The 22,103-nt window shown below is 73.9% G+C and carries 19 protein-coding genes; 8 read left to right on the top strand and 11 right to left on the bottom strand.

What is annotated here, in order from left to right; translation table 11 throughout:
* The first annotated feature begins 70 nt into the window (after positions 1-70).
* The 3 genes from ABZ135_RS01555 (at position 71) to ABZ135_RS01545 (ending at position 3,775) form a co-directional block, all read left to right on the top strand.
* Positions 71-2,311, top strand: a complete 2,241-nt coding sequence (locus ABZ135_RS01555; protein ID WP_356690669.1) for an acetate--CoA ligase family protein — start codon at positions 71-73, stop codon at positions 2,309-2,311.
* Positions 2,302-3,114 (top strand): enoyl-CoA hydratase-related protein, encoded by an 813-nt coding sequence (locus tag ABZ135_RS01550; RefSeq protein ID WP_356690667.1) that lies wholly within the window; start codon positions 2,302-2,304, stop codon positions 3,112-3,114. The genes ABZ135_RS01555 and ABZ135_RS01550 overlap by 10 nt, the downstream gene beginning before the upstream one ends.
* Positions 3,115-3,181: 67 nt before the next feature.
* A complete protein-coding gene (locus ABZ135_RS01545; protein ID WP_356691080.1) occupies positions 3,182-3,775 on the top strand; it encodes a flavin reductase family protein in 594 nt (197 codons plus the stop codon).
* Here ABZ135_RS01545 and ABZ135_RS01540 read toward each other — a convergent pair.
* The 3 genes from ABZ135_RS01540 to ABZ135_RS01530 all read right to left on the bottom strand — a co-directional run bounded on the left by ABZ135_RS01540 (position 3,772) and on the right by ABZ135_RS01530 (position 7,404).
* Entirely contained in the window at positions 3,772-4,686 is a 915-nt protein-coding gene (locus tag ABZ135_RS01540; RefSeq protein ID WP_356690665.1) for a hypothetical protein, read from the bottom strand. The two genes, ABZ135_RS01545 and ABZ135_RS01540, sit on opposite strands and share 4 nt — an antisense overlap.
* Before the next feature lie 75 nt (positions 4,687-4,761).
* Positions 4,762-6,066, bottom strand: coding sequence for an MFS transporter (locus ABZ135_RS01535; RefSeq protein WP_356690663.1), 1,305 nt, complete (start codon positions 6,064-6,066; stop codon positions 4,762-4,764).
* A gap of 117 nt (positions 6,067-6,183) precedes the next feature.
* The gene (locus ABZ135_RS01530) at positions 6,184-7,404 is read right to left on the bottom strand and encodes an MFS transporter (RefSeq protein WP_356691078.1); all 1,221 of its coding nucleotides are present in this window, start codon (positions 7,402-7,404) and stop codon (positions 6,184-6,186) included.
* A 181-nt stretch (positions 7,405-7,585) separates the two neighbouring features.
* On the opposite strand from ABZ135_RS01530, the gene ABZ135_RS01525 reads away from it, so the two are divergent.
* The gene (locus tag ABZ135_RS01525) at positions 7,586-8,581 is read left to right on the top strand and encodes a helix-turn-helix domain-containing protein (RefSeq protein ID WP_356690661.1); all 996 of its coding nucleotides are present in this window, start codon (positions 7,586-7,588) and stop codon (positions 8,579-8,581) included.
* Here the strand turns inward: ABZ135_RS01525 and ABZ135_RS01520 are convergent.
* From ABZ135_RS01520 to ABZ135_RS01510, 3 genes are all read right to left on the bottom strand, one after another.
* Positions 8,536-9,681 carry an MFS transporter gene (locus tag ABZ135_RS01520; protein WP_356690659.1) on the bottom strand — a complete coding sequence of 382 codons (1,146 nt, stop codon included), beginning with the start codon at positions 9,679-9,681 and terminating at the stop codon, positions 8,536-8,538. The two genes, ABZ135_RS01525 and ABZ135_RS01520, sit on opposite strands and share 46 nt — an antisense overlap.
* 80 nt (positions 9,682-9,761) lie before the next feature.
* Entirely contained in the window at positions 9,762-10,820 is a 1,059-nt protein-coding gene (locus ABZ135_RS01515) for a Zn-dependent alcohol dehydrogenase (protein ID WP_356690657.1), read from the bottom strand.
* 483 nt (positions 10,821-11,303) lie between these two features.
* Entirely contained in the window at positions 11,304-12,218 is a 915-nt protein-coding gene (locus ABZ135_RS01510) for an SDR family oxidoreductase (RefSeq protein ID WP_356690655.1), read from the bottom strand.
* Positions 12,219-12,319: 101 nt separating this feature from the next.
* On the opposite strand from ABZ135_RS01510, the gene ABZ135_RS01505 reads away from it, so the two are divergent.
* Positions 12,320-13,258, top strand: a complete 939-nt coding sequence (locus tag ABZ135_RS01505) for a cyclase family protein (RefSeq protein ID WP_356690653.1) — start codon at positions 12,320-12,322, stop codon at positions 13,256-13,258.
* A 154-nt stretch (positions 13,259-13,412) separates the two neighbouring features.
* On the opposite strand, the gene ABZ135_RS01500 is transcribed toward ABZ135_RS01505, so the two are convergent.
* From ABZ135_RS01500 to ABZ135_RS01485, 4 genes are all read right to left on the bottom strand, one after another.
* The gene (locus ABZ135_RS01500; RefSeq protein ID WP_356690651.1) at positions 13,413-13,985 is read right to left on the bottom strand and encodes an ATP-binding protein; all 573 of its coding nucleotides are present in this window, start codon (positions 13,983-13,985) and stop codon (positions 13,413-13,415) included.
* 380 nt (positions 13,986-14,365) lie between these two features.
* On the bottom strand, positions 14,366-15,250 hold the full coding sequence (locus ABZ135_RS01495) for an acyl-CoA dehydrogenase family protein (protein WP_356690649.1): 885 nt from the start codon (positions 15,248-15,250) through the stop codon (positions 14,366-14,368).
* Between the two features lie 8 nt (positions 15,251-15,258).
* Positions 15,259-16,392: an acyl-CoA dehydrogenase family protein gene (locus ABZ135_RS01490; RefSeq protein ID WP_356690647.1), complete on the bottom strand. Its 1,134-nt coding sequence runs from the start codon at positions 16,390-16,392 to the stop codon at positions 15,259-15,261.
* A gap of 10 nt (positions 16,393-16,402) precedes the next feature.
* Positions 16,403-17,593: an amidohydrolase family protein gene (locus ABZ135_RS01485; RefSeq protein WP_356690645.1), complete on the bottom strand. Its 1,191-nt coding sequence runs from the start codon at positions 17,591-17,593 to the stop codon at positions 16,403-16,405.
* Positions 17,594-17,722: 129 nt separating this feature from the next.
* Here ABZ135_RS01485 and ABZ135_RS01480 point away from each other — a divergent pair, with 129 nt between their 5' ends.
* Entirely contained in the window at positions 17,723-19,252 is a 1,530-nt protein-coding gene (locus tag ABZ135_RS01480; protein ID WP_356690643.1) for an AMP-binding protein, read from the top strand.
* Between the two features lie 49 nt (positions 19,253-19,301).
* Here ABZ135_RS01480 and ABZ135_RS01475 read toward each other — a convergent pair whose 3' ends face one another.
* A complete protein-coding gene (locus tag ABZ135_RS01475; RefSeq protein WP_356690641.1) occupies positions 19,302-19,676 on the bottom strand; it encodes an STAS domain-containing protein in 375 nt (124 codons plus the stop codon).
* Positions 19,677-19,990: 314 nt separating this feature from the next.
* Between ABZ135_RS01475 and ABZ135_RS01470 the strand changes: the two genes are divergently transcribed.
* Both ABZ135_RS01470 and ABZ135_RS01465 read left to right on the top strand, forming a co-directional pair.
* Positions 19,991-20,578: a sigma-70 family RNA polymerase sigma factor gene (locus tag ABZ135_RS01470; RefSeq protein ID WP_356690639.1), complete on the top strand. Its 588-nt coding sequence runs from the start codon at positions 19,991-19,993 to the stop codon at positions 20,576-20,578.
* A complete protein-coding gene (locus ABZ135_RS01465; RefSeq protein ID WP_356690637.1) occupies positions 20,575-21,834 on the top strand; it encodes a zf-HC2 domain-containing protein in 1,260 nt (419 codons plus the stop codon). Before ABZ135_RS01470 ends, ABZ135_RS01465 begins: the two co-directional genes overlap by 4 nt.
* The last annotated feature ends 269 nt before the right edge of the window (positions 21,835-22,103 follow it).

Here is a 22,103-nt window from a genome sequence, read left to right as displayed (position 1 = left end):
TTGAGTAATCTGACTAAGCGTCAGGTACAGCCGGGGCGTGTCCGGTCTTCGGGATGGGCGGTGCGGAACGATGCTGGGATCGACTCACGGGACCTTCACCACCGACCTCCGGGCCCGGGTGGACGCCTGCGGCGAACAGCCGGCCCGGACGGTTGCGCACGGCGCCGCCGCCGTCGAGGGCGACACCGACGTCAGCGGCCGCCCGCTGCACGCCCCCGTGCCCGACCTCGACCGGTTCTTCCGGCCCCGGGTGGTCGCCGTCGTCGGCGCCTCCGACACCGAGGGGCGGCCCACCACCGGGATCACCCGGCAACTGCTCGACTGGGCCGGCCGGGTCGGCGCCCGAGTGGTGCCCGTGCACCCGACCCGTACGACCGTCTTCGGGATCGACTGCGTACCCTCCGTCGACGGTCTGGAGGCCCTCGGCGAGCCCGTCGACCTCGCCGTCCTCCTCGTCGCCGACCCGCTGCCCGTCATCGAGCGGCTCGCCGCCTCCGCGTCCGGGGTGCGCTTCGCCGTCGCCTTCGCCTCCGGCTTCGCCGAGACCGGGGAGGAGGGCGCGAAGGCGCAGGAGCGGCTCGCGGCCGCGGTCGCGCGGTCCGGGCTCCGGCTGCTCGGCCCCAACACCAACCTCAACGCCTTCGAGCGCTTCCGGGACGACCTGGAAGGACCGGCGATCGCGCTCATCACCCAGTCCGGCCACCAGGGCCGGCCCGTCTTCACCCTCCAGGAGCTCGGCGTCCGGCTCTCGCACTGGGCCCCCACCGGCAACGAGGCCGACCTGGAGACCGCCGACTTTCTCTCGTACTTCGCCCACCGGCCCGAGGTCGGGGCCATCGCCTGTTACGTGGAGGGGCTCAAGGACGGCCGCTCCTTCCTGCTCGCCGCCGACCAGGCCGCCCGCCGCAAGGTGCCCGTCGTCGCCGTGAAAGTCGGCCGCACCGAGGCCGGGGCCCGGATGGCGGCCTCGCACACCGGCAAGCTCACCGGCGCCGACCGGGTCGTCGACGCGGCCATGCGGCAGTTCGGAGTGATCCGGGTCGACGGGCTCGACCAGCTCCAGGACACCGCCACCCTGCTCGCCCGCGCCCGCCGGCCGGTCGCCGAGGGCGTCGTCGTCTACTCCATCTCCGGCGGCACCGGCGCCCACTTCTCCGACCTGGCGACCGCGGCGGGCCTGAGCCTGCCCACACTGTCGGCCGCCAAGCAGGACGAGCTGCACCAGTGGATCCCGGCGTACCTGAGCGTGGCGAACCCCGTCGACAACGGCGGCCACCCGGTCGGCGACCCGCGCGGCCGGAAGATCATCGACGCGATCCTCGCCGACCCGGAGGTGGGCGTGCTGATCTGCCCGATCACCGGGCCCTTCCCGCCGATGAGCGACCGGCTCGCGCGGGACCTGGTGGACGCGGCCGAGGAGACGGACAAGCTGATCTGCGTGGTGTGGGGCTCGCCCGTCGGCACCGAGGACGCCTACCGCACGACACTGCTCGGCTCCTCGCGGGTCGCCACCTTCCGCACCTTCGGCAACTGCATCGGCGCGGTGAAGGCATGGCTGGACCACCACCGCTTCACCACCGGCTACCGCTCCCCCTTCGACGAGGCCCCGCGCACCCCGTCCCCCTCCCTCCGCAAGGCCCGGGCGCTGCTCCGGCCCGGCCACCGGCTGAGCGAGCACGCGGCGAAGCAGCTCCTGCGGGCGTACGGGATACGGGTGCCCCGCGAACAGCTCGTGACCAGCGCCGCCGCGGCCGTGCGGGCGGCGGGTCTGGTGGGCTACCCGGTCGTCATGAAGGCTTCGGGTGCCCGGCTCGCGCACAAGACGGAGCTCGGCCTGGTGAAGGTCGGGCTGACGTCCGCGAGCCAGATCCGCGACGCTTACCGGGAGTTGACCGACATCGCCCGCTACGAGGGCGTCGACCTGGACGGAATCCTCGTGTGCCAGATGGTGGGGCGGGGGGTCGAGATGGTGGTGGGCGTGACCCACGACTCCCTGTTCGGGCCGACGGTCACGGTGGGGCTCGGCGGGGTCCTGGTGGAGGTCCTGGACGACACGGCCGTGCGCGTGCCGCCGTTCGGGGAGCGGGAGGCCCGGGACATGCTGGGCGAGCTGCGCGGGCGGGCGCTCCTGGAGGGGGTGCGGGGGGCGCCGCCGGCGGACGTGGACGCGCTGGTGGAGGTCGTGCTGCGGGTGCAGCGCATGGCCCTGGAACTCGACGGGGACCTCGCCGAGTTGGACATCAATCCGCTGATGGTGCTGCCGCGGGGGCAGGGCGCGGTGGCCCTGGACGCGCTCGCGGTGTGCCGCTGAGGAGGCGTACGTACGTGGAGGACGTCCTGCACGCCGTCGGGAACGGCGTCTCGTGGATCACGCTCAACCGGCCCGAGGCGATGAACGCGGTGACCTGGGACCAGCGGGAGCGGATCATCGGGCTGCTGGACGACGCCTCGGCCGACCCGGAGGTCCGGGCCGTGGTCGTGACGGCGACGGGGCGGGGCTTCTGCGCGGGCGCGGACCTGCGCGGCGGGCCGGCCGCCGGCGGGGAGCGGGTGCAGGGCGACGTGGCCCGGATGATCCGGCGCGGCGCGCAGCGCTTCGTCGGGGCCGTACTGGACTGCGAGAAGCCGGTGATCGCGGCGGTGAACGGGACGGCGGCCGGGATCGGGGCGCATCTGGCGTTCGCGTGCGATCTGGTGCTGGCGGCGGAGTCGGCGCGGTTCGTGGAGGTGTTCGTGCGGCGCGGGATCGTACCGGACGGGGGCGGGGCGTATCTGCTGCCGCGGCTGGTGGGGCCGCAGCGGGCGAAGGAGCTGATGTTCTTCGGCGACGCGCTGCCGGCGGGCGAGGCGCTGGCGATGGGTCTGGTGAACCGGGTGGTTCCGGCGGAGGAGCTGGAGAAGACGGCCCGCGCGTGGGCCGAGCGGCTCGCCCAGGGCCCGACCCGCGCGCTGGCGCTCACCAAGCGGCTGGTCAACGGCTCCTTGGAGACCGACCGGGCCACCGCCTTCGCGGCGGAGGCGGCGGCGCAGGAGCTGTGCATGACGACGCGGGACGCGCGGGAGGGGGTGGCGGCGTTCGTGGAGCGGCGGGCGGCGCGGTTCGAGGGGCGGTAGGGGCGGTTCGGGGGTTCCTTTCTGACGCACCGTCAGCTTCAATGGGGATGTGATGGGACACGCGGGGATGGCGGCCACCGCCGTCCGATACCTCAGGTCGGCCGGTGCGGGCACGGCCGCGGAAGCCCTGCCCCGGCCCCTGCCCCGGCCCGCGCTGCGGGCGGTACGGGAGGGGGAACGGCCGCCGGTCGATCCCGCCGAGTTCCGGCGGGTGCTCGGGAACTTCGCCAGCGGGGTCACGATCGTCACCGCCCTCGACGAGGCCGGCCCGACGGGCTTCGCCTGCCAGTCCTTCGCCTCGCTCTCACTGGACCCGCCCCTGGTCGCCTTCATGGTGGCCCGTACGTCGACGACCTGGCCCCGGATCGCCCGCGCGGGCCGCTTCTGCGTCAACATCCTGGGCGCCGACCAGGGCCCCCTGTGCCGGGCCTTCGCGGTGAGCGGCGCGGACAAGTTCGCGGGCGCCCCCTGGACCCCCACCCCCACCACCGGCTCCCCCCGCCTCCCCGACGCCCCCGCCTGGATCGACTGCACGATCACCACCGTCCACACGGGCGGCGACCACCTGATCGTGGTGGGCCGCGTGGAGTCCCTGGACGCGACGGAGACCGGCGAGCCGCTGCTGTTCCACCGGGGGCGGTTCGGGCGCTTCGCGGGCTAGCGGGGCGCCCTGCGGAGCTCGTACAGGTCCCAGGCGTCCGGGTCGCCCAGGTACTGGTAGAGGACGGGATCGGTGTCCGTGCCGGTCACCTCCCACGGGACCCATGAACACGCGTCGATGGTGACCTCGACGCTCTGGCGCCAGGGGGTGTCGGAGGGCTGGTAGACCCAGCGGCCCGTGCCGGTGCACTCCCTGGAGACCGTCTCGAAGGAGTCGGGGGAACCGACCTCTTCGTAGCGCACGCCCCTGGCCGTGACGCGGCCGTCCGCGGTGAAGGTCAGGGTGCCGCCGTCCCCGTCCGTCCAGGAGCCGACCAGCGCCTCGGCCGACATCCGCGGCGGGGTGTACGGGACGAGGACGCCGCTGTAGAGGGCGGCGCCGCCCAGCGTGCCGGCGCTCACGACGGCGAGGGTGCCCCAGGCCAGCAGGGTGACGAAGCCGCCCCGCCGCGCCCGCGCGGTGACGACCACGGCCAGCAGGAGCGCCGCCCAGCCGCCGCACCACCACCACGGCCCCAGGAACGGGGCGACGGGGGCGGTGGCGGCCACGGCGAGCGCCGACTGCCACCAGAGGGGCCGGCCACCGGCCCGGCGGGCCAGGAGCTCGCCCGACCGGACCACCGGCAGGACGAGGCCCGAGGACAGGGCGAGCCCGACGACCGCGCCGCCGGCCACCAGGAACGGCAGGGCGAGCAGGCCGAGCGCGTTGTGTCCCGCGACGGGCGCGGGCCGGGTCTGGCCGATCACCACGGCGCCGACCCCGAGCAGGGCCGCCTCCAGGAACAGCACCAGCATCGAGATCCGCAGCATCCGGGCGGACGTGCGCCCGTCCGGGTCCGGGCCGTTCGCCGTCGCCGGCCCGACCGGCCCGGTCCCCCCGGCCGCCGCCCCCGGCAGTTGTTCTGAACGCATTCAAATCCCCTCCTGGCCCGCATCCTCCTCCCTGCGGGCCGGGGCCGTGCACCCGGGGTCCCCTCATGGGGCCCGCTACAGCGCCGGAAGGGCCCGGGGGGTGGTCGGGCGGCGGATGATCAGGGCCATCAGGGCCGCCGCCGCGCAGAGGGCGCCCGAGGCGTACCAGACGACGTCGTAGGAGCCGAAGACATCGCGGGCGACGCCGCCCAGGAAGGCGACGGCGGCGGCGCCGACCTGGTGGGAGGCGAGGACCCAGCCGAAGACGATGGCGCTGTCCTCGCCGTAGTGCTCGCGGCACAGGGCGATCGTGGGCGGCACCGTGGCGACCCAGTCGAGACCGTAGAAGACGATGAAGAAGAGCATCGGCGGGTGCACCGTCGGGGCCAGCAGCATCGGCAGGAACAGCAGCGAGATCCCGCGCAGCGCGTAGTAGACGGCGAGCAGGCGGCGGGCCTCGAAGCGGTCGGTGAACCAGCCGGAGGCGATCGTGCCGACGACGTCGAAGACGCCGATCACGGCGAGGAGCCCGGCCGCCGCCGTGACCGGCATGCCGTGGTCGTGGGCCGCCGGCACGAAGTGGGTCTTGACCAGGCCGTTCGTCGAGGCGCCGCAGATCGCGAAGGTGCCGGCGAGGAGCCAGAAGGGGCCCGTGCGGGCCGCCTTGAGGAGGACCGTGACGGCTCGCCGCGCGGCGCCCGGCACCGGCGCGGGCTTCTCCGCGAACTCCCCGCCGTACGGGGCGAGCCGCACGTCCGCCGGGTGGTCCCGCAGCAGCAGCCACACGAACGGCACGACGGCGAGCGCGGCCAGCGCGGTCGTCACGGCGGCCGGGCGCCAGCCGTGGTGCTCGACCAGCCAGGAGAGCAGCGGCAGGAAGACCAACTGCCCGGACGCGCCGGCCGCCGTCAGGATGCCGGTGACCAGACCGCGCCGGGCCACGAACCACCGGTTGGTGACGGTCGCGGCGAACGCCAGGGCCATGGAACCGCTGCCGAGGCCGACCAGCACGCCCCAGTAGAGGACGAGCTGCCAGGCGGCGGTCATCCACACGGTGAGCAGCGAACCGAGCGCGATGACCGACAGCGCCACCGCGACGACCCGGCGGATGCCGAAACGGTCCATCAGCGCGGCGGCGAACGGCGCCGTCAGGCCGTACAGCGCGAGGTTCACCGACACCGCGAACCCGATCGTGCCGCGCGTCCAGTGGAACTCGGAGTGCAGCGGCTCGATCAGCAGGCCCGGCAGCGAGGCGAAGGCGGCCGCGCCGATGATCGTGACGAAGGTGACGGCCGCGACGAACCAGGCGCGGTGGATCCGGGGCGTGCGGGGGCGGTACGAGGAGGGGGCGGGGGTGGGGGTGTCGGTTGTCTGGGTCACGTCACCCAGAATCGAGCCGGGAGCACGAGGGGACCATTGGCCCGGATGCCAGCTTTCCAAAGGATCGGGCCAACCCCGGTGAGGCCCCGCCCGGCCCTCCGCCACGGCCGGGCTTCCTCACACCCGCGGCAGCGTCCTGATCGGCCGCACCACCAGCAGCGCCGCCACCACCAGGACCGCGATCCCCGCCCCCGCGAGCAGGACCTCCTCCGTGCCGAGGGCGGCCGCCACCGGGCCCGAGAGGCTGCGCCCCACGCCCATCATCAGCAGCGATCCGGCCACGTCGTAGGCGTGCATGCGGTTCAGGGCGTCCTGCGGCACATGGGTCTGTACCGCCGTCGACCACATCACCAGCCAGAAGGCGAAGGCCGCGCCGCCGACGAACTGGCCCGCGTGCAGCAGCGGCACCGGCGCACCGGTGCCGAGCAGCAGCAGGTTGACCGGCAGGCCGAGCAGGGCGACCGCCCCGGCGGCCAGCGGACGGACCGGGCGCAGGCGCAGGGCGAGGAGGCCGCCGACGGCGCTGCCGGCGCCGCCCGCGGCCATCAGCACGCCGTACGTGGCCGAGCCGTGCTGCCCGGTGACCAGGTTCGCGGTCAGCGGCACCATCGGTCCGGCGACGGTGAGCCCGTACACCGTCCAGATGGCGATGACGCCCCACAGCCAGCTCCTCGCCCGGAACTCCCGCCAGCCGACGGCCATTTCGGTGCCGAGCGAGCCGCGCCTGACCCCGTCCGAGGGGAGCGGGGCGAGCCGCATCAGCGTGAAGCAGACGGCGCTGACGGCGAACGTGGCCGCGTTCACGGTGAAGGCGACGCCCGCGTCCCACAGCGCGACGAGCAGACCGGCGAGGGCCGGGCCGGCCATGGTCATGAGGGCCTCGACGACCCTCAGGACCGCGTTCGCCCGCTGCACGTCGGGCGCGATGCGCGGGATCGTGGACGCGACGCCGGGCTGGAAGAGGGCGGCGCCGATGCCGCTGACGGCGGACAGCGCGTACACGGCCCACAGCGGCGGGCTGCCGAGCGCGAAGGTGACGCCGAGGAGCAGCGCGCCGGGCAGCCGGAGCAGATCGGCGAGGATCATCATGCGCCGGGCCGTGAAGCGGTCGGCGAGGACGCCGCCGAAGAGCACGAACACGGCGAAGGCGGCCGTCCACAGGCCGAGCGCGTAGCCGACGGTGGAGCCGGGGTGCCCGGCGCCGAGCAGTCCGGCGGCGAACGCGACCGGGACCATGCCCTCGCCGAGGACGGCGACCGCGCGGGCGACGAAGAAGAGCCGGAAGTTACGGTTCCAGAGGGCGGGCGGCGGGAGAACCGAGTCGGCCGGCGCGGGAATCGGTCCGGGTCCGGCCGGTGCGGAAATCCGGTCCGGTCCGGCCGGTACGGGAAGCGGGTCCGGTCCGGCCGGCGCGGGAATCCGGTCGGCGGCCTCAGACTTGTACGTGTTGTCCGTCACGAAGAGCACAGGTACCAGCCTGTGGTCTGGACCACCACTGGTTATCCGAGAGGAGTACGCCGTGCCGTCACCGCACCGGCCCCATCGCGTCGCCGTCCTGGCCCTGCCCGGCCTGCTCCCCTTCGAACTGGGCATCCCGCACCGGATCTTCGGCCGCGCCAAGGACCCGGAGGGCCGGCCGCTGTACGAGATCGTGACGTGCGCGCCGGTCGCGGGACCGGTCCCGACCGACGCCGACTTCGCGATCCACGTCGAGCACGGCCCCGACGCCCTCGCGACCGCCGACACCGTCGTCGTGCCCGCCTCCTACGAGCTCGGCCCGGTCTACGAGGAGGGCAGGCTCACCGAGCCGCTGGCCTCGGCGCTCGCCCGCATACGGCCCGGGACCCGCCTGGTCTCCATCTGCACCGGCGGTTACGTCCTGGCCGCGGCCGGCTACCTCGACGGCCGCCCGGCCACCACCCACTGGGCCTCCGCCGACCACTTCCAGCGGCTCTTCCCCCGGGTGCGGGTGGACGCGGACGTGCTCTTCGTGGACGACGGGGACGTGCTGACGTCGGCCGGTGTGGCGGCGGGGATCGACCTGTGCCTGCACATCGTCCGCCGCGACCACGGCACGGCCGTCGCCAACGAGGTGGCCCGGCGGACCGTCGTGCCCCCGCACCGGGACGGCGGCCAGGCGCAGTACATCGCCCGCCCGGTGCCGGACCCGGCGGCCACCACCACGACGGCGGCCCGCGCCTGGGCGCTCGCCCACCTCCACGAGCCGATCCAGTTGCGGGACCTGGCGGTGCGGGAGTCGATGAGCGTACGGACCTTCACCCGCCGGTTCCGCGACGAGGTCGGCGTCAGCCCCGGCCAGTGGCTCACCCAGCAGCGCGTGGAACGGGCCCGCCACCTCCTGGAGACCACCGACCTGCCCGTCGACCAGGTCGCCCACGACTCCGGCTTCGGCACCGCCCAGTCCCTGCGGGTGCACCTGCAGAGCGCGATCGGGGTGACCCCGACCGCCTACCGCCGCACCTTCCGCGCCGCCGGTGCCGGCTCCCCGGCCTGAGCCTCCGGGACGGGGATCCGGCGCTCGCCCCACAGGCCGAGGGCGGTGAGCGCCAGCGTCAGGGCGACCCCGCACAGGATCGCCGTGGACGGGGCGACGACCTCGAGCAGGGCGCCCGCGAGGGTGCCGCTCGCGGCGTAACCGGCGCCCACGGCCGCGTACATCACCGAGTAGCCCGCGGCGAGGGCACCGGACGGCAGGATCCGGCGCAGGGCGAGGTTGCGGGTCAGCATGGCGGGGGCCTGGAGGAGGCCCGCGGCGACCAGGGTCACGGCGATCGCGGCCGTCCAGGGCAGTACGGCGACGAGGGCGACGCCCGCGGCGACGCCGGTGACCAGGACGGCGGACTGCACCGGCAGCCGGCCGGGCCAGGAGCCGCGCAGCCCGTACAGGAAGGCGCCCACGGCCGAGCCGACGGAGAACCCGGCGAGCAGCGGGCCGGCCCAGCCGAGGGCGATGGCCCGCTGTTCCAGGAGGGCGGGCAGGATCAACTCGGCGAGGGCGAGCAGGGTGAGACCGGCGGCGCCGGTGACGTACACGGGCCAGGCGCGGGCGAGGACCCGGCCCATGGCCGCGCCCCGCTGCTTCTCCCCGGCCGGCCAGCCGGCCGGAAGGAGCCACAGCCCGGCCACCGACAGGGTCATCAGCCCGGCCTGGAGCAGCAGCGGCACGGCCGGGGCCACGCCGAGGGCGAGTCCGGTCGCGAGGGCCGGGGCGGCGGCCCAGATCCCGAAGGTCAGCACCGACTCCACGCTCATCGCCTGGGTGACGGCCCGTTCCGGGACCATGCCGGTGAGGAGCGCCCGCAGACCGCCGGGCGCCGCGGCGGGTCCCGCGCCGGCGAGGAAGGCGAGCGCCCCGAGGAGCACGGGGTGGCCTCCGCCGCCGTTGGCTCCGACGGCGCCGAGCCCGGCGAAACCGGCCGCGCCGACGGCGAGGCCGGCCGCCATGTGCGGGCGGGCCCGTTCGGCGTCCATGCGGACGCCGAGGACGGGCGCCGCGACGATCTCGCCGATCACGTACACGGCGGCGAGCACCGCGCCGAGGGTGTAGCCGCCCGGCCGCTCCCGTACGAGGAACACCAGCGCCAGCGGTGCCATGGCGACGGGGAGCCGGGGGACGACATGTCTCGGACCGTAGCCGCGGAGGCCGGTGGGCCCCAGCCGATTATGCGGAGGCGTCAGAAGGTGAGGACGGCCCGGGCCACCTTGCCGCGCTCGGCGTCCTCCGCCGCCCGCGCGAACTCCTCCACGGGGTAGGTGGCGGTGACGAGTTCGTCGAGGAGGAGCCGGCCGGTGCGGTAGAGCTCGGCGTAGAGCGGGATGTCCTTCTGGGGGCGGGAGGAGCCGTAACGGCAGCCGAGGATCGACTTGTCGAGGAACATCGCGGCGGGTGCGAACGTCGCCTCCGCCTTCGGCGCGGTCATGCCGAGCAGGACCGCCTGCCCGTGCCGGTCGAGCAGGTCGATGGCGGTGCGGACGAGGCCGGTGTGGCCGACGCACTCGAAGACGTGGTCGGCCCCGGTGGGCAGGATCTCGCGGACGCCGTCGGTCGAGGCCAGGAAGTGGGTGGCGCCGAAGCGGAGGGCGGTCGGCTCCTTCGCCGGGTTCGTGTCGACGGCGACGATCGTGGTGGCGCCGGCGATCCGGGCGCCCTGGAGGACGTTGAGCCCGATGCCGCCGGTGCCGATGACGACGACGTTCTCGCCGCGGTCGACGCGGGCGCGGTTGAGTACGGCTCCGACGCCGGTGAGGACGCCGCAGCCGATGAGGGCGGCGGAGGTCAGGGGGACGGTGTCGGGGATCTTCACAGCCTGGACGGCCTTGACGACGGTCCGTTCGGCGAAGGAGGAGTTGGCGGCGAACTGGAACAGCGGCTCGCCGCCGCGCCCGCCCCGCGAGAACGGGCGGCCCGGCATGCCGATGGCCTTGCGGCACATGGTGGGGCGGCCCCGGTCGCAGTCGGGGCAGGCGCCGCAGTTGGCGAGCGTGGACAGGGCGACGTGGTCGCCGGGGACGACGTGGGTGACGCCGGGGCCGACGGCCTCGACGACTCCGGCGCCCTCGTGGCCGAGCACGACGGGGGTGGGGAACGGGATGGTGCCGTTCACGACCGACAGGTCGCTGTGGCACAGCCCGGCGGCGACGACGGCGACGAGCACCTCCCCGGGGCCGGGCGGCCGTACCTCCAGGTCCTGGACGACCCGGACCTGCTCGCCGTCGAAGACGACACCTCTCATGTGCCTGCACCTCCACCGATGGAACGGATCCGTACGCACGCGCCTGCGCGCTTCCTTTGCCCGCGAGCCCCGCTGGGGCGGCCCCCGTCCACCTCCCGACGCCGCGCGCCGGCGCCTTACCCCCGCCGGGTCGGTGCCCTCCCGCCCACCCCCGTTGTGGGCATTCGTTCCGCTGGGGCGGAACGGGTGGGCACAACGGACGGCGCCCTTTGCCGGGCCTAGGCTCCCGGTGCCTTGACCCGCACCACGAGTGCGCCGTGCTCGTGGTGCGGGTAGGTGCAGGTGCGGAACGCGCCCGCATGGGCGCCGTCCCGTGTGCCCACCCGTCCCGCCCTGCGGGACGATTGCCCACACGGGGGTGGGGCGGAGGCCCACACGGGCGGGCCGCAGGCCGCACGGGCGGGTGGGGAGGGAGGGGCACCGCCCCGGCCGGGCGCGGCCCCGGCGGGGCCGCCGTGCCCGACGTGCCCGCATCGGCGGGGGTTACGCGTTGGGGCGGGAGCCCTCGGTCGCTGCGTGGGCGATCGCCGCCAGGTGGGGGAGCAGCGGCATGGGGTCCGTGCCCACCGTGCCCGGCAGGGCGTCGGCGATCCGTTCCGGCGTCCACGCACCCCCCTCCGCGTACGCCGCCCGCAGCTCCCTCGGCTGGGCCCACACCGCGATCTTGGGCCCCGCGACCGTGTAGACCTGCCCGGTGATCCGCTCGGCGCGGGCCCGGTCGGAGAGGAGGTAGACGACGAGCGCGGCCACGTCCTCCGGTTCGCCGATCTCCTTGAGTTCCATGGGCACGTTGGCCGACATGCGGGTACGCGCGACGGGAGCGACGGCGTTCGCCGTGACGCCGTACTTGTGGAGCCCGAGGGCGGCGCTGCGGACCAGGGAGATGACACCGCCCTTGGCCGCCGCGTAGTTGGCCTGGGCGACGGAGCCCTGGTGGTTGCCGCTGGTGAAGCCGATGAGGGTGCCGGAGCCCTGTTTCCGCATGACGGCGGAGGCGGCCCGGAAGACGGTGAAGGTGCCTTTGAGGTGGGTGGCGACGACGGGGTCCCACTCCTCCTCGGTCATGTTGAAGAGCATCCGCTCGCGCAGGATGCCGGCCACGCACACGACCCCGTCGATCCGCCCGTACTCCGCGAGCGCCGTGTCCACGACCCGCTGTCCGCCCGCCATCGTGGAGATGTCGTCGGCGACGGCCACCGCCGCCCCGCCCGCCGCCTCGATCTCCTTGACCACCGCCTCGGCGATCTCGCTGGTCGGTTCGGCGCCCTCGACGGAGACGCCGTAGTCGTTGACGACGACCTTCGCGCCCTCGGTCGCGCAGGCGAGGGCGACCGCGCGGCCGATCCCCCGGCCGGCGCCCGTGACGGCGATGACCTTCCCTGCCAAGAAGTTCCCCACGCCGGCCCCTTTCCGCATTTTCTGACGGTCCGTTAGATTTCTGTGCCGACAGGATTCTACGGCCCGTCAGATACCGGAGAACAAGACCTCGGAGGCCCCCGATGTCCGACCCCAGCACCCTCCCGCCGGAATTCCATGAGATCGCCAAGCGCGTGAACAACTGGGGTCGTTGGGGCCGGGACGACGAGATCGGCACGCTCAACCTGATCACCGACGAGGTGGTGCGGGAGGCAGCCGCCGGCGTCCGGACCGGCCTGCGCATACCGCTCGCCGTCGACCTGAAGCAGGACGGCGTGCAGACCGGCGTGATCCCCGGCCGGGTCAACCCGCTCCACGTCATGGTCCAGATCAACCAGGAGCTCTTCGGCCCCGGCACGGTCGCCACCAGCGACGACGCCGTGACCCTCGGGCTCCAGGCGGGCACCCACTGGGACGCCCTCACCCATGTCTCCCACTCGGGCCGGATCTACAACGGCCGCCCCGCCGCCACCGTCACCGCGCACGGCCGCTCGGAGTTCAGCGGCATCCACACCGCCCGCCACATCGTCTCGCGCGGCGTGCTGCTCGACGTGGCGGCGGCCAAGGGCGTCGACCGGCTTCCCGGCGATCACGCCGTCACCCCCGAAGACCTCGACGAGGCGGCGGACTTCGGCGGCGTCACCGTGCGGTCCGGTGACATCGTGCTCGTACGGACCGGGCAGATCCGCGCCTATCTGGCCGGCGACCGGCACGGCTACGCCTTTCCGTCGCCCGGCCTGTCCGTGCGGACGCCCGAGTGGTTCCACGCCCGCGACGTGGCGGCGGTCGCCAACGACACGCTCACCTTCGAGATCTTCCCGCCGGAGATCGAGAATCTGTGGATGCCCGTGCACGCCCTGGATCTGGTCGAGATGGGCATGCTCCAGGGGCAGAACTGGAATCTGGAAAACTTGTCCACAGCCTGTGCACAAGAACGGCGCTACGCGTTCCTGCTCTCCGCGATGCCCGAGCCCTTCGTGGGCGGCACGGGCACACCGGTGGCGCCGGTGGCCGTGCTGTAAGAGAACTCTGCGGGTGGCGGCGCACTCGCGCGCGCCCCGAGCACGGCACGACAGCCGCCACCCGTCACGACTCGCGCGCGCCGAGGGGCACGCCCCTCGACTCCCCTCGCAGAGCGAATCGCTCACCCAAGGGTGGTCAATTCGTCCCGAATCGTCAACAGCGCGCCTGAGCGGGTGACACCGGGGCACCCCGGTCCGCACCTCGGTCGGCACCCCGGTCGGCGCCCCGGCCGGTGCCGACGACCGCACCGGCCACCGTGCCCGTCACCGGGCCGCCGACCGACGCCACCACGTGTCCGGCGACCGGGATCGCGACCGGGGCCACGCTCTGGTCCGCGACCGGGGCCCGGTCCACCTCGCACCAGATGCTCTTGCCCGCGCCCTCGCGCTGCCAGCCCCACCGGTCGGCCAGGCCGTCCACCAGCTCCAGGCCGCGCCCGTTGGTGTCCTCGCCCTTCGCGTGCCGGGGCCGCGGCGGCCGGTCGCTCGTGTCGGCGACCTCCACCCGCACCCCGGCCCCGCCGAAGAGCATCCTCAGCACGGCCGGACAGCCCGTGTGCACCACCGCGTTGGTGACGAGCTCGGAGATGAGCAGCACCAGCGTGTCCGCCAGGGGCTCGTCGTCCCCTATCCCCGAGCCGGCCAGCCGCGAACGCGCCCAGCGACGAGCGCGCCCCACCTCGGCCGGGTCCGGCCCGACCTCCAACTGAACCTGAAGCACCTGCACCGTTCACACCATCCGAACCGGCGTCCTCGACGACCTAACGGAACGTGATTCCCTTGTGGGACAGCATGGTTGACGTACAGTCACCGCAACAAGCGCTTCGGGCATATTCCAGCGCGAAGGAGTACGCATGGTCCATACTGTGCGACGCACGTTCCGGCGAGTCGAACAGGGGCGCGCACCGCGCCTCCACGGGGCGCGAGCGGCGGGCATTCCCGAACCCGGGGCCGCCGCAGGGGCGGCACCGGTGTGATCCGGTCCCACAAGCACTCGCATCCCACGGAGCGTACCGGAGGCGGAGGCCGACTCCGCCCCGTGACGACCCCGCCGAAGGACACAACCCGGTATCGACACTGCGTGACCCGACCGCTGCCGGCGGACCCTCAGAGACGGGCGGCGAGGAGCTCCTCGGCCGCCGCCCCGGACAGCCCGCGCTCGGCCCGCACCCACGCCCGTTTGAGGTGCAGATGCACATCGGCCTCCCAGGTGAAGCCCATGCCGCCGTGCACCTGGAGGCAGTCGCGGGCGCAGCCGACGGCGGCCTCGTCGGCGAGCAGCCGGGCCCCGGCGATCTCGACGGGGTCGGCGGTGACGGCGGCGGCGTAGACGGCGGCGCGGGCTACTTCCGTTCGTACGAGCATCTGCGCGCACAGGTGCTTGACGGCCTGGAAGCCGCCGATGGGCTGCCCGAACTGGGTGCGGGTGCGGGCGTGGGCGACGGCCGCCTCCGTCGTACGGGCGGCGCTGCCGAGCTGCTCGGCGGCGGTGAGGAGGGAGACGAGGTCGCCGCCCGGCGGGGCGCCGCCCGGCAGCCGGTGCAGGGGGGTGAGCGGGTCGACCGAGCGCACCGGGACGGCGCCCTCGGCCGGGCCGAGGACCACGTCGGCCTCGTCCAGCCACTCGACGAGGTCGCCGTCGGCCCGTGTCACCACGACCTCGCCCTCCGCCGCGCCCGCCACGCTCCCGGCCGCCAGGTGCGTGGCGATCAGCGGCCCCGGCAGCAGCGCCCGGCCGGCCTCCTCGAAGGCGAGCACCGCCTCGGGCAGGCCGAGCCCGACCCCGCCGTGCTCCTCCGGCAGCCGCAGCGCGAAGAAGCCGGCCGTGCCGAGCTCCCGCCACAGCGCGCGGTCGAGCACCCGGCCCCGACCGCCGGCCGCCCCGCCCCCGTCGACGGCCGCCCGGAGCGCCTCCCGGTCGAAGCGGCGCTCCAGGACCTCCCGTACGCCCCGCTTCAGGGCCCGCTGGTCCTCGGTGAGTCGGAAGTCCACGGGTCGCTTCACCGGCCCTTCGGCAGGCCGAGGATGCGCTCGGCGACGATGTTCCGCTGGATCTGGGAGGTGCCCGCGGCGATCGTGTACGACAGCGAGGACAGCCGGTCGAGGGTCCAGGCGTGCTCCAGGTCGAGCGCGCCGGGGCCGAGGACGGCGGCGGCCGTGTCGTAGAGCTCCTGGCGGGCGTGGGAGTAGCGCAGCTTGAAGACGGAGCCGCCGACGCCGGGCACCCCGCCGCCGGCCTGGGCCTCGCTGACGTTCCACTGGATCAGTCGCCACAGCGCCTGGAACTCGGCGCCGAGGCGGCCGAGGCGGCGGCGCAGGACGGGGTCGTCCCAGCGGCCGTTCGCGCGGGCGGTGCGGGCGAGGTCGCCGAGGACGCGGCGGCAGGCGACGACCTCGCCGACGAAGGCGGTCCCGCGCTCGAAGGACAGCGTGACCATGGTGACCCGCCAGCCGTCGTTCTCCGCCCCGACGCGGTTCTCCACCGGCACCCGGACCTCGTCGAGGAACACCTCGGCGAACTCGGCGGACCCGGCGAGGGTGCGCAGCGGCCGTACGGTGACGCCGGGGGCGTCCATGGGCAGGGCGAGCCAGGTGATGCCGCGGTGCCGGGGGGCCTCGGGGTCGGTGCGGACGAGCAGTTCGCACCAGTCGGCGACCTCGGCGTGCGAGGTCCAGATCTTCCGGCCGGTGACGACGTACGCGTCGCCGTCGCGGACGGCCCGGGTCCGCAGCGCGGCGAGGTCGGAGCCGGCCTCGGGTTCGCTGAAGCCCTGGCACCACACCTCGTCGCCGCGCAGCACCGGCTCCAGCCAGCGGGCGCGCTGCTCCGGCGTGCCCTCGGCGGCGATGGTGGGTCCGGCGTGGAGGAGGCCGACGAAGTTGGCCCCGACGTAGGGCGCGCCGGCGCGTTCGGTCTCCTCCAGGAAGATCAGCCGCTGGGTCGGGGAGGCGTCCCAGTGGACGTGCCCGTAGCCCGCGTCGTAGAGCCGCCGCTGCCAGCCACAGTCGTAGGCGCGCCGGGCGGGCCAGTCGAGCGGGTCGGGCCGGGGCGGCAGTCCGGGCAGTTCGGCGGCGAGCCACTTCCGCAGCCGGGTCCGGAACTCCTCCTCCTCTTCGGTGTGGCCGAGGTCCATCGGGCCGCCCTCAGACGATGCCGAGGTCGAGCATGCGGATGGCGTTGCCGCGCATGAGCTTGTAGACGGTCTCGTCGTCGAGGCCCGCGACGTGGTCGAGGGCGACGTCCTTGGTGTGCGGGAAGGTGGAGTCGACGTGCGGGTAGTCGGTCTCGAAGGTGGCGTTGTCGCGGCCGACGACGTCCAGGGACGCGATGCCGTGCTTGTCGCGGAAGAAGCAGCAGAAGATCTGCCGGTAGTAGTACGTGGACGGGGGCTCGGGGATCAGATCGCGGACGCCGCCCCAGGCGCGGTGCTCCTCCCAGACGTCGTCGGCGCGTTCGAGGGCGTACGGGATCCAGCCCATCTGGCCCTCGCTGTAGGCGAGCTTGAGGCGGGGGAACCTCACGAGCACGCCGCTGAAGAGGAAGTCCGTCATCGAGGCCATCGCGTTGTTGAAGCTGAGCGCGGCCTGGACGGCGGGCGGGGCGTCCGGGGAGGCGGCGGGCATCTGGGAGGACGACCCGATGTGCATGTTGACCACCGTCCCGGTCTCCTGGCAGACGGCGAAGAAGGGGTCCCAGTAGCCGGAGTGGATGGAGGGGAGCCCGAGGTGGGTGGGGATCTCGGAGAAGGTGACGGCCTTGACGCCGCGGGCGGCGTTGCGGCGGATCTCGGCGACGGCGAGGCCGATGTCCCAGAGCGGGATGATGCAGAGCGGGATGAGCCGGCCGCCGCTGTCTCCGCACCATTCCTCGACCATCCAGTCGTTGTAGGCGCGGACGCAGGCGAGGGCGACCTCCTTGTCCTTGGCCTCGGCGAAGGTCTGGCCGCAGAAGCGGGGGAAGGTGGGGAAGCAGAGGGACGCCTCGACGTGGTTGAGGTCCATGTCCTTGAGGCGCTCGACGGGGTCCCAGCAGCCGCGGCGCATCTCCTCGCGGGTGATGCCCTCCAGGGTCATGTCGTCGCGGTCGAAGCCGACGGCGGCGATGTTGCGCTTGTACGGGAACTGCAGGTCCTCGTAGATCCACCAGTCGGTGGGCGGTCCGTCGGGATCCATCGTGATCCGGTACTTGCCGCCGATGTAGGCGAGCTCTCCGATGCCTGCGGTGAGGGGCCGGGGTCCCCGGTCGCGGTACCTGGCCGGGAGCCAGGTCTCGAAGAGGTGCGCGGGCTCGATCACGTGGTCGTCGACGCTGATGATGCGGGGCAGTTCCGTCATGACCCCTCCGTTTTCTGATGGATCGTCAGATCCTCTGGAGGCCAGGCTAGCCCCGCACCCCTGGACCGACAAGGACCGCCCCTCTACGCTCTCGGCACGATCTGACGGTAAGTCAGCTAGGGAGTCGTCGTGACCGAAGATGCCGCAGCGGACCCGACCGGGACCGCGTACGCCCTGGGCGCGTCCCGCACCCTCTGGGAGCTCGTCGCGCGCCGCGCCGACCGCACCCCCGACCGGCCCGTCCTCCTCCAGGGCGACCGCACCCTCACCTTCGGCGAGCTGCGGGCCCGCGCCGAACGCTGCGCCGCCGGCCTGTACGGCATGGGCGTGCGCCCCGGCACCGTCGTCGCCTGGCAACTGCCCACCCGGATCGAGACCGCGGTGCTCTCCTTCGCGCTCGCCCGCCTCGGCGCCGTACAGACCCCCGTCATCCCCTTCTACCGGGACAAGGAGGTCGGCTTCGCGCTGCGCGAGTCCGGCGCCGAGTTCTTCGCCGTCCCCGGCGTCTGGCGCGGCTTCGACCACACCGCGATGGCCCGCCGGCTCGGCGCGCGCGGGATCTTCGAGGCGTACGCGCCGGAGAGCCTGCCCGACGGCGACCCGGCGGTGCTCCCACCCCCGCCCGCCTCCGGCACCGACGTGCGCTGGATCTACTGGACCTCGGGCACCACCTCCGACCCCAAGGGCGTGCTGCACACCGACCGCTCGCTCCTCGCCGGCGGCTCCTGCCTCGCCCACGCCCTCCGCCCGACCGCCGGCGACGTCGGCTCCATGGCCTTCCCGTACGCGCACATCGCGGGCCCCGACTACACGGTCATGCTGCTGCTGTACGGGTTCCCCGCCGTCATGTTCGAGCAGTTCGCGCTGCCGGACGCCCTGGACGAGTACCGCAGGCACGGCGTGACCGTCGCCGGCGGGTCCACCGCCTTCTACGCGATGTTCCTCGCCGAGCAGCGCCGGCGGCCGGGCGAGCCGATCATCCCGACCCTGCGGCTCCTCGCGGGCGGCGGGGCGCCCAAACCGCCGGAGATCTACCACGCGGTCGTGCGGGAGCTGGGCTGTCAGCTCACGCACGGGTACGGCATGACCGAGGTCCCCATGATCACCATGGGCGACCCGGGCGACAGCGCGGAGAACCTGGCGACGACGGAGGGCCGCCCGCCCGCGGGCATGGAGATACGCATCGCGGCCGACGGCGAGGTGCGGCTGCGCGGCGAGGCCGTCTGCCGGGGCTACCTGGACCCGGTGCAGACCGCCGCCGCCTTCGACGAGGAGGGCTTCCTGCGCACCGGCGACCTCGGGCACCTCACCGACAGCGGCCATCTCGTCCTGACCGGACGGCTCAAGGATGTGATCATCCGAAAGGGAGAGAACATCTCGGCCAAGGAGATCGAGGACCTCCTGCACACCCACCCGGACGTCGGCGACGCGGCCGTCGTCGGCCTGCCGGACGCCGAGCGCGGCGAGCGGGTCTGCGCGGTGATCGAACAGCCGGAGGGCGCCGAGCCCCTCACCCTGGAGACGGTGACGGCCTTCCTGCGGGAGGCGGGACTCTCGGTGTTCAAGCTGCCGGAGCAGGTGGAAGTGGTGGAGGCGCTGCCGAGGAACGAGACGCTGAGGAAGGTGCTCAAGTACAAGCTGCGCGAGCGCTATTCCTGATTCCGGAGCTCGCGGGGGGTGCGCGGGACGCGCGGGACGCGCGGGGGCGTCAGGCGGAGAGGGGCTCGGTCGCCTCGTCGAGGGCGGCGGGCACGTCCTCGTACACCTCGAAGAGGCGGCGGACGCCGAGCGCGGCGAGCACCCGGTTGACGTGGGCCCCGTCCTCGGCGCCGCGGGCGGGCAGGATCAGCCGGAGCCGGCCGCCGCAGGAGCGCATCAGACGGCGGGACGCGATGAGGACACCGACGCCGCTGGAGTCGCAGAAGCGGACCTCCGACAGGTCGAGGACCACGTCGTGGCGGCCGCCGGCGACGGCCGCGTGCAGGCGCTTGCGGATCAGCGGGGAGCTCACCAGGTCCAGCTCCCCGCTGATCCGCAGCACGGTCCATGGGTCCTGCTCGGCCTCGTCGACCTGAATCGTCACGAGCGGCGCCTTTCAGACGGATCAGACAGATCAAGCGAACAAGCGAATCAAGGGGATCAAGCGAATCGAGTGATCGAGTGGAACGAGTGGAACGAGTGGAACGAGGGCGGCAAGTGGAACGAGTGGATCAAGCGGAGGGGGTCCTTCCTGTCTCCCGCTGCCCCGCCACCGCGCCTTGAAACCCCCGCGGTCGGGCTTGTCGCTTTCCTTACCATTGCCCGTCCCGTCAAGGGCGCACTTGTGGCAAAGAGAAGTGCGCCGGGGTCCGGCGCATTACTTTGGAGGAGAACTCGGGTCGGTCGGGAGGGCTTCGGATGGCGGCGAAGGACACACCACCGCGCTGGGACCGCAAGATGCAGCAGCGGCTGGCGCGCGGTGAGGCGGCCGCGCTCGGCGAGCTCTACGACCGGTTCGCCTCCCTCGTGCACAGCCTCGCCCACCGCGTGCTCGACGACGACGACGCCGCCGACCAGATCACCCGCGAGGTCTTCGGCTACATCTGGGAGAACCCCGACGCCTACGACCCGAAGCAGGGCAACATGCGGGCCTGGGTGGCCCGGTTGACCCAGCGGCAGGCGGTGTACCGGCTGCGGCAGGCGGAGGCCGAGGCGTACGCGGAGCGCGGCGAGGGCTCGGCGGAGGAGCTGGAGCAGAAGGTGCGGCGGGCCTCGGTCGCGGCCCGCGCCGACTACATCGTGACGTCCATGCCGACGCCGCTGCGGCAGGCCCTGGAGCTGGCGTACTTCCAGCGGCGGGACTACCGGCAGACGGCGGCGGACCTCGGGGTGACCGAGGACGAGGCGCGGCGCCGGCTGCGGCTCGGCCTCCAGCTCCTGTCCACGGCCAACACCCGCCCGCTGGAGGGCTCCCCGCCGCCCGGTGGCTACGGACGGTCGCGGTGACGGGGGCGAACGGCGATCCGGAGGAGGTCGCACGCGCCCCGTGGATACCGGGGCCGCGCCCGGCGGCGGACGACCACGCGGACCTGACGTCGTCCCCCTTTCCCGCCGTGCAGCCCGAACCCGAAAGGGAGCCGGACCCGAAAGCGGAACCGGAACCGCTGCCCCACCGGGTGCTCAAGTCCCTGCTCGGGGCGTGGGCGCTCTCGGCGTGTTCGGCGGAGGAGACGCAGGCCGTCGAGGCGCACCTGACCGAGTGCGCCCCCTGCGCCGACGAGGCGCTGCGGCTGCGCGACGCGGTCGGGCTGCTGCACGCCGAGCGCGATCTGGACCTGGACCCGCTGCTGCGCTCCCGGGTCCTGGAGAACTGTCTGGGCCGGCGGCCGGCCCGGATCCCCGTACCCACGTGGGCGACGCCGTACGACGCGGAGACCGCCCGGCTGGACGCGCTGCTGCGCGACATCGGCGAGTCGGAGTGGCACGCGCCGGTGCGGCTGAAGTGGTTCGAGGGCGAGCGGCGGGTGAACCGGAAGACGACCGTCGCGGGCGTCATCGGCCATCTCCTCGCGGTGGACGGCCTGGTGGCCGCCTCGCTCGGCCTGGACGATCCGCTCGGCGCGGGCGTGGGCGAGATGCCGCCGACCGAGCGGACCGAGATCTACTGGAACGGCGCGTCCCGGCCGCCGACCCGGGCGGTGCGCGAGCCGTGGCGGGACCAGAGCCACGCCCTGATCCGCACGGTCTCCTTCGCGGGGCGCGGGGTGGCGGACCTCACGGTGACGTACGGGGACTTCGCGCTGCCCTTGCGGGACTCGCTCCTGGAGCGGGCCTTCGAGTGCTGGCTGCACGCGGACGACATCGCGAACGCGGTGGCGTATCCGTACGAGCCGCCCAGCGGGGCGCATCTGCACGGGATGATCGACCTCGCGGCCCGGCTGCTGCCGGCGGCCCTCGCCGGCCGCCGCCGCGCGGGGCTCGCGGGGCCGCCCCGCGAGCTGGTCACCGCGGGTGCGCCCGGCCGCTCCCTCCACCTGGAGATCGAGGGCGCGGGCGGCGGCCACTGGTACATCGCCCTGGACTCCCCCGCCGCGCTCGGCTCCCGCGAGCACGCGGTGGCGCAGGTGGCGATGGACGGCGTCGAGTTCTGCCAACTGGTGGCGGGCCACGTCCCACCGGAGGAAGCGGCGGCGGGCCAGGACGGCGACCGCGAGGCCATCCGCGACGTCCTCTTCGCGGCGGCGACGTTGAGCCGCATGTAACGAATGCGCATGCGGCCTGCGGTCCGCCCCCGTGTGGGCCCGCGCCTCGCTGGGACGGCACCCCGCCCCGCCCGCCCGTGTGGGCAATCGTCCCGCAGGGCGGGACGGGTGGGCACACGGGACGGCGCCCATGCGGGCGCGTTCCGCACCTGCACCTGCCCGCACCACGACGGCGCCGTACTCGTGGTGCGGGTCAAGGCACCAGGAGCCTAGGCCCGGCAAAGGGCGCCGTTCCGTTGTGCCCACCCGTTCCGCCCCAGCGGAACGAA

The organism is Streptomyces sp. NPDC006339, from assembly GCF_040612775.1.
Lineage (GTDB): Bacteria > Actinomycetota > Actinomycetes > Streptomycetales > Streptomycetaceae > Streptomyces.
The sequence above is the reverse complement of the archived record's forward strand: the minus strand, read 5'-3'. Positions and strand labels throughout refer to the sequence as shown.

Excerpts from the sequence above, each read along its gene's own strand:
- ABZ135_RS01555 (WP_356690669.1), top strand. The coding sequence starts at position 71 with ATGCTGGGATCGACTCACGGGACCTTCACCACCGACCTCCGGGCCCGG.
- ABZ135_RS01545 (WP_356691080.1), top strand. The coding sequence starts at position 3,182 with ATGGCGGCCACCGCCGTCCGATACCTCAGGTCGGCCGGTGCGGGCACG.
- ABZ135_RS01540 (WP_356690665.1), bottom strand. The coding sequence starts at position 4,686 with ATGCGTTCAGAACAACTGCCGGGGGCGGCGGCCGGGGGGACCGGGCCG.
- ABZ135_RS01520 (WP_356690659.1), bottom strand. The coding sequence starts at position 9,681 with ATGGCACCGCTGGCGCTGGTGTTCCTCGTACGGGAGCGGCCGGGCGGC.
- ABZ135_RS01515 (WP_356690657.1), bottom strand. The coding sequence starts at position 10,820 with ATGAGAGGTGTCGTCTTCGACGGCGAGCAGGTCCGGGTCGTCCAGGAC.
- ABZ135_RS01505 (WP_356690653.1), top strand. The coding sequence starts at position 12,320 with ATGTCCGACCCCAGCACCCTCCCGCCGGAATTCCATGAGATCGCCAAG.
- ABZ135_RS01490 (WP_356690647.1), bottom strand. The coding sequence starts at position 16,392 with ATGGACCTCGGCCACACCGAAGAGGAGGAGGAGTTCCGGACCCGGCTG.
- ABZ135_RS01485 (WP_356690645.1), bottom strand. The coding sequence starts at position 17,593 with ATGACGGAACTGCCCCGCATCATCAGCGTCGACGACCACGTGATCGAG.
- ABZ135_RS01470 (WP_356690639.1), top strand. The coding sequence starts at position 19,991 with ATGGCGGCGAAGGACACACCACCGCGCTGGGACCGCAAGATGCAGCAG.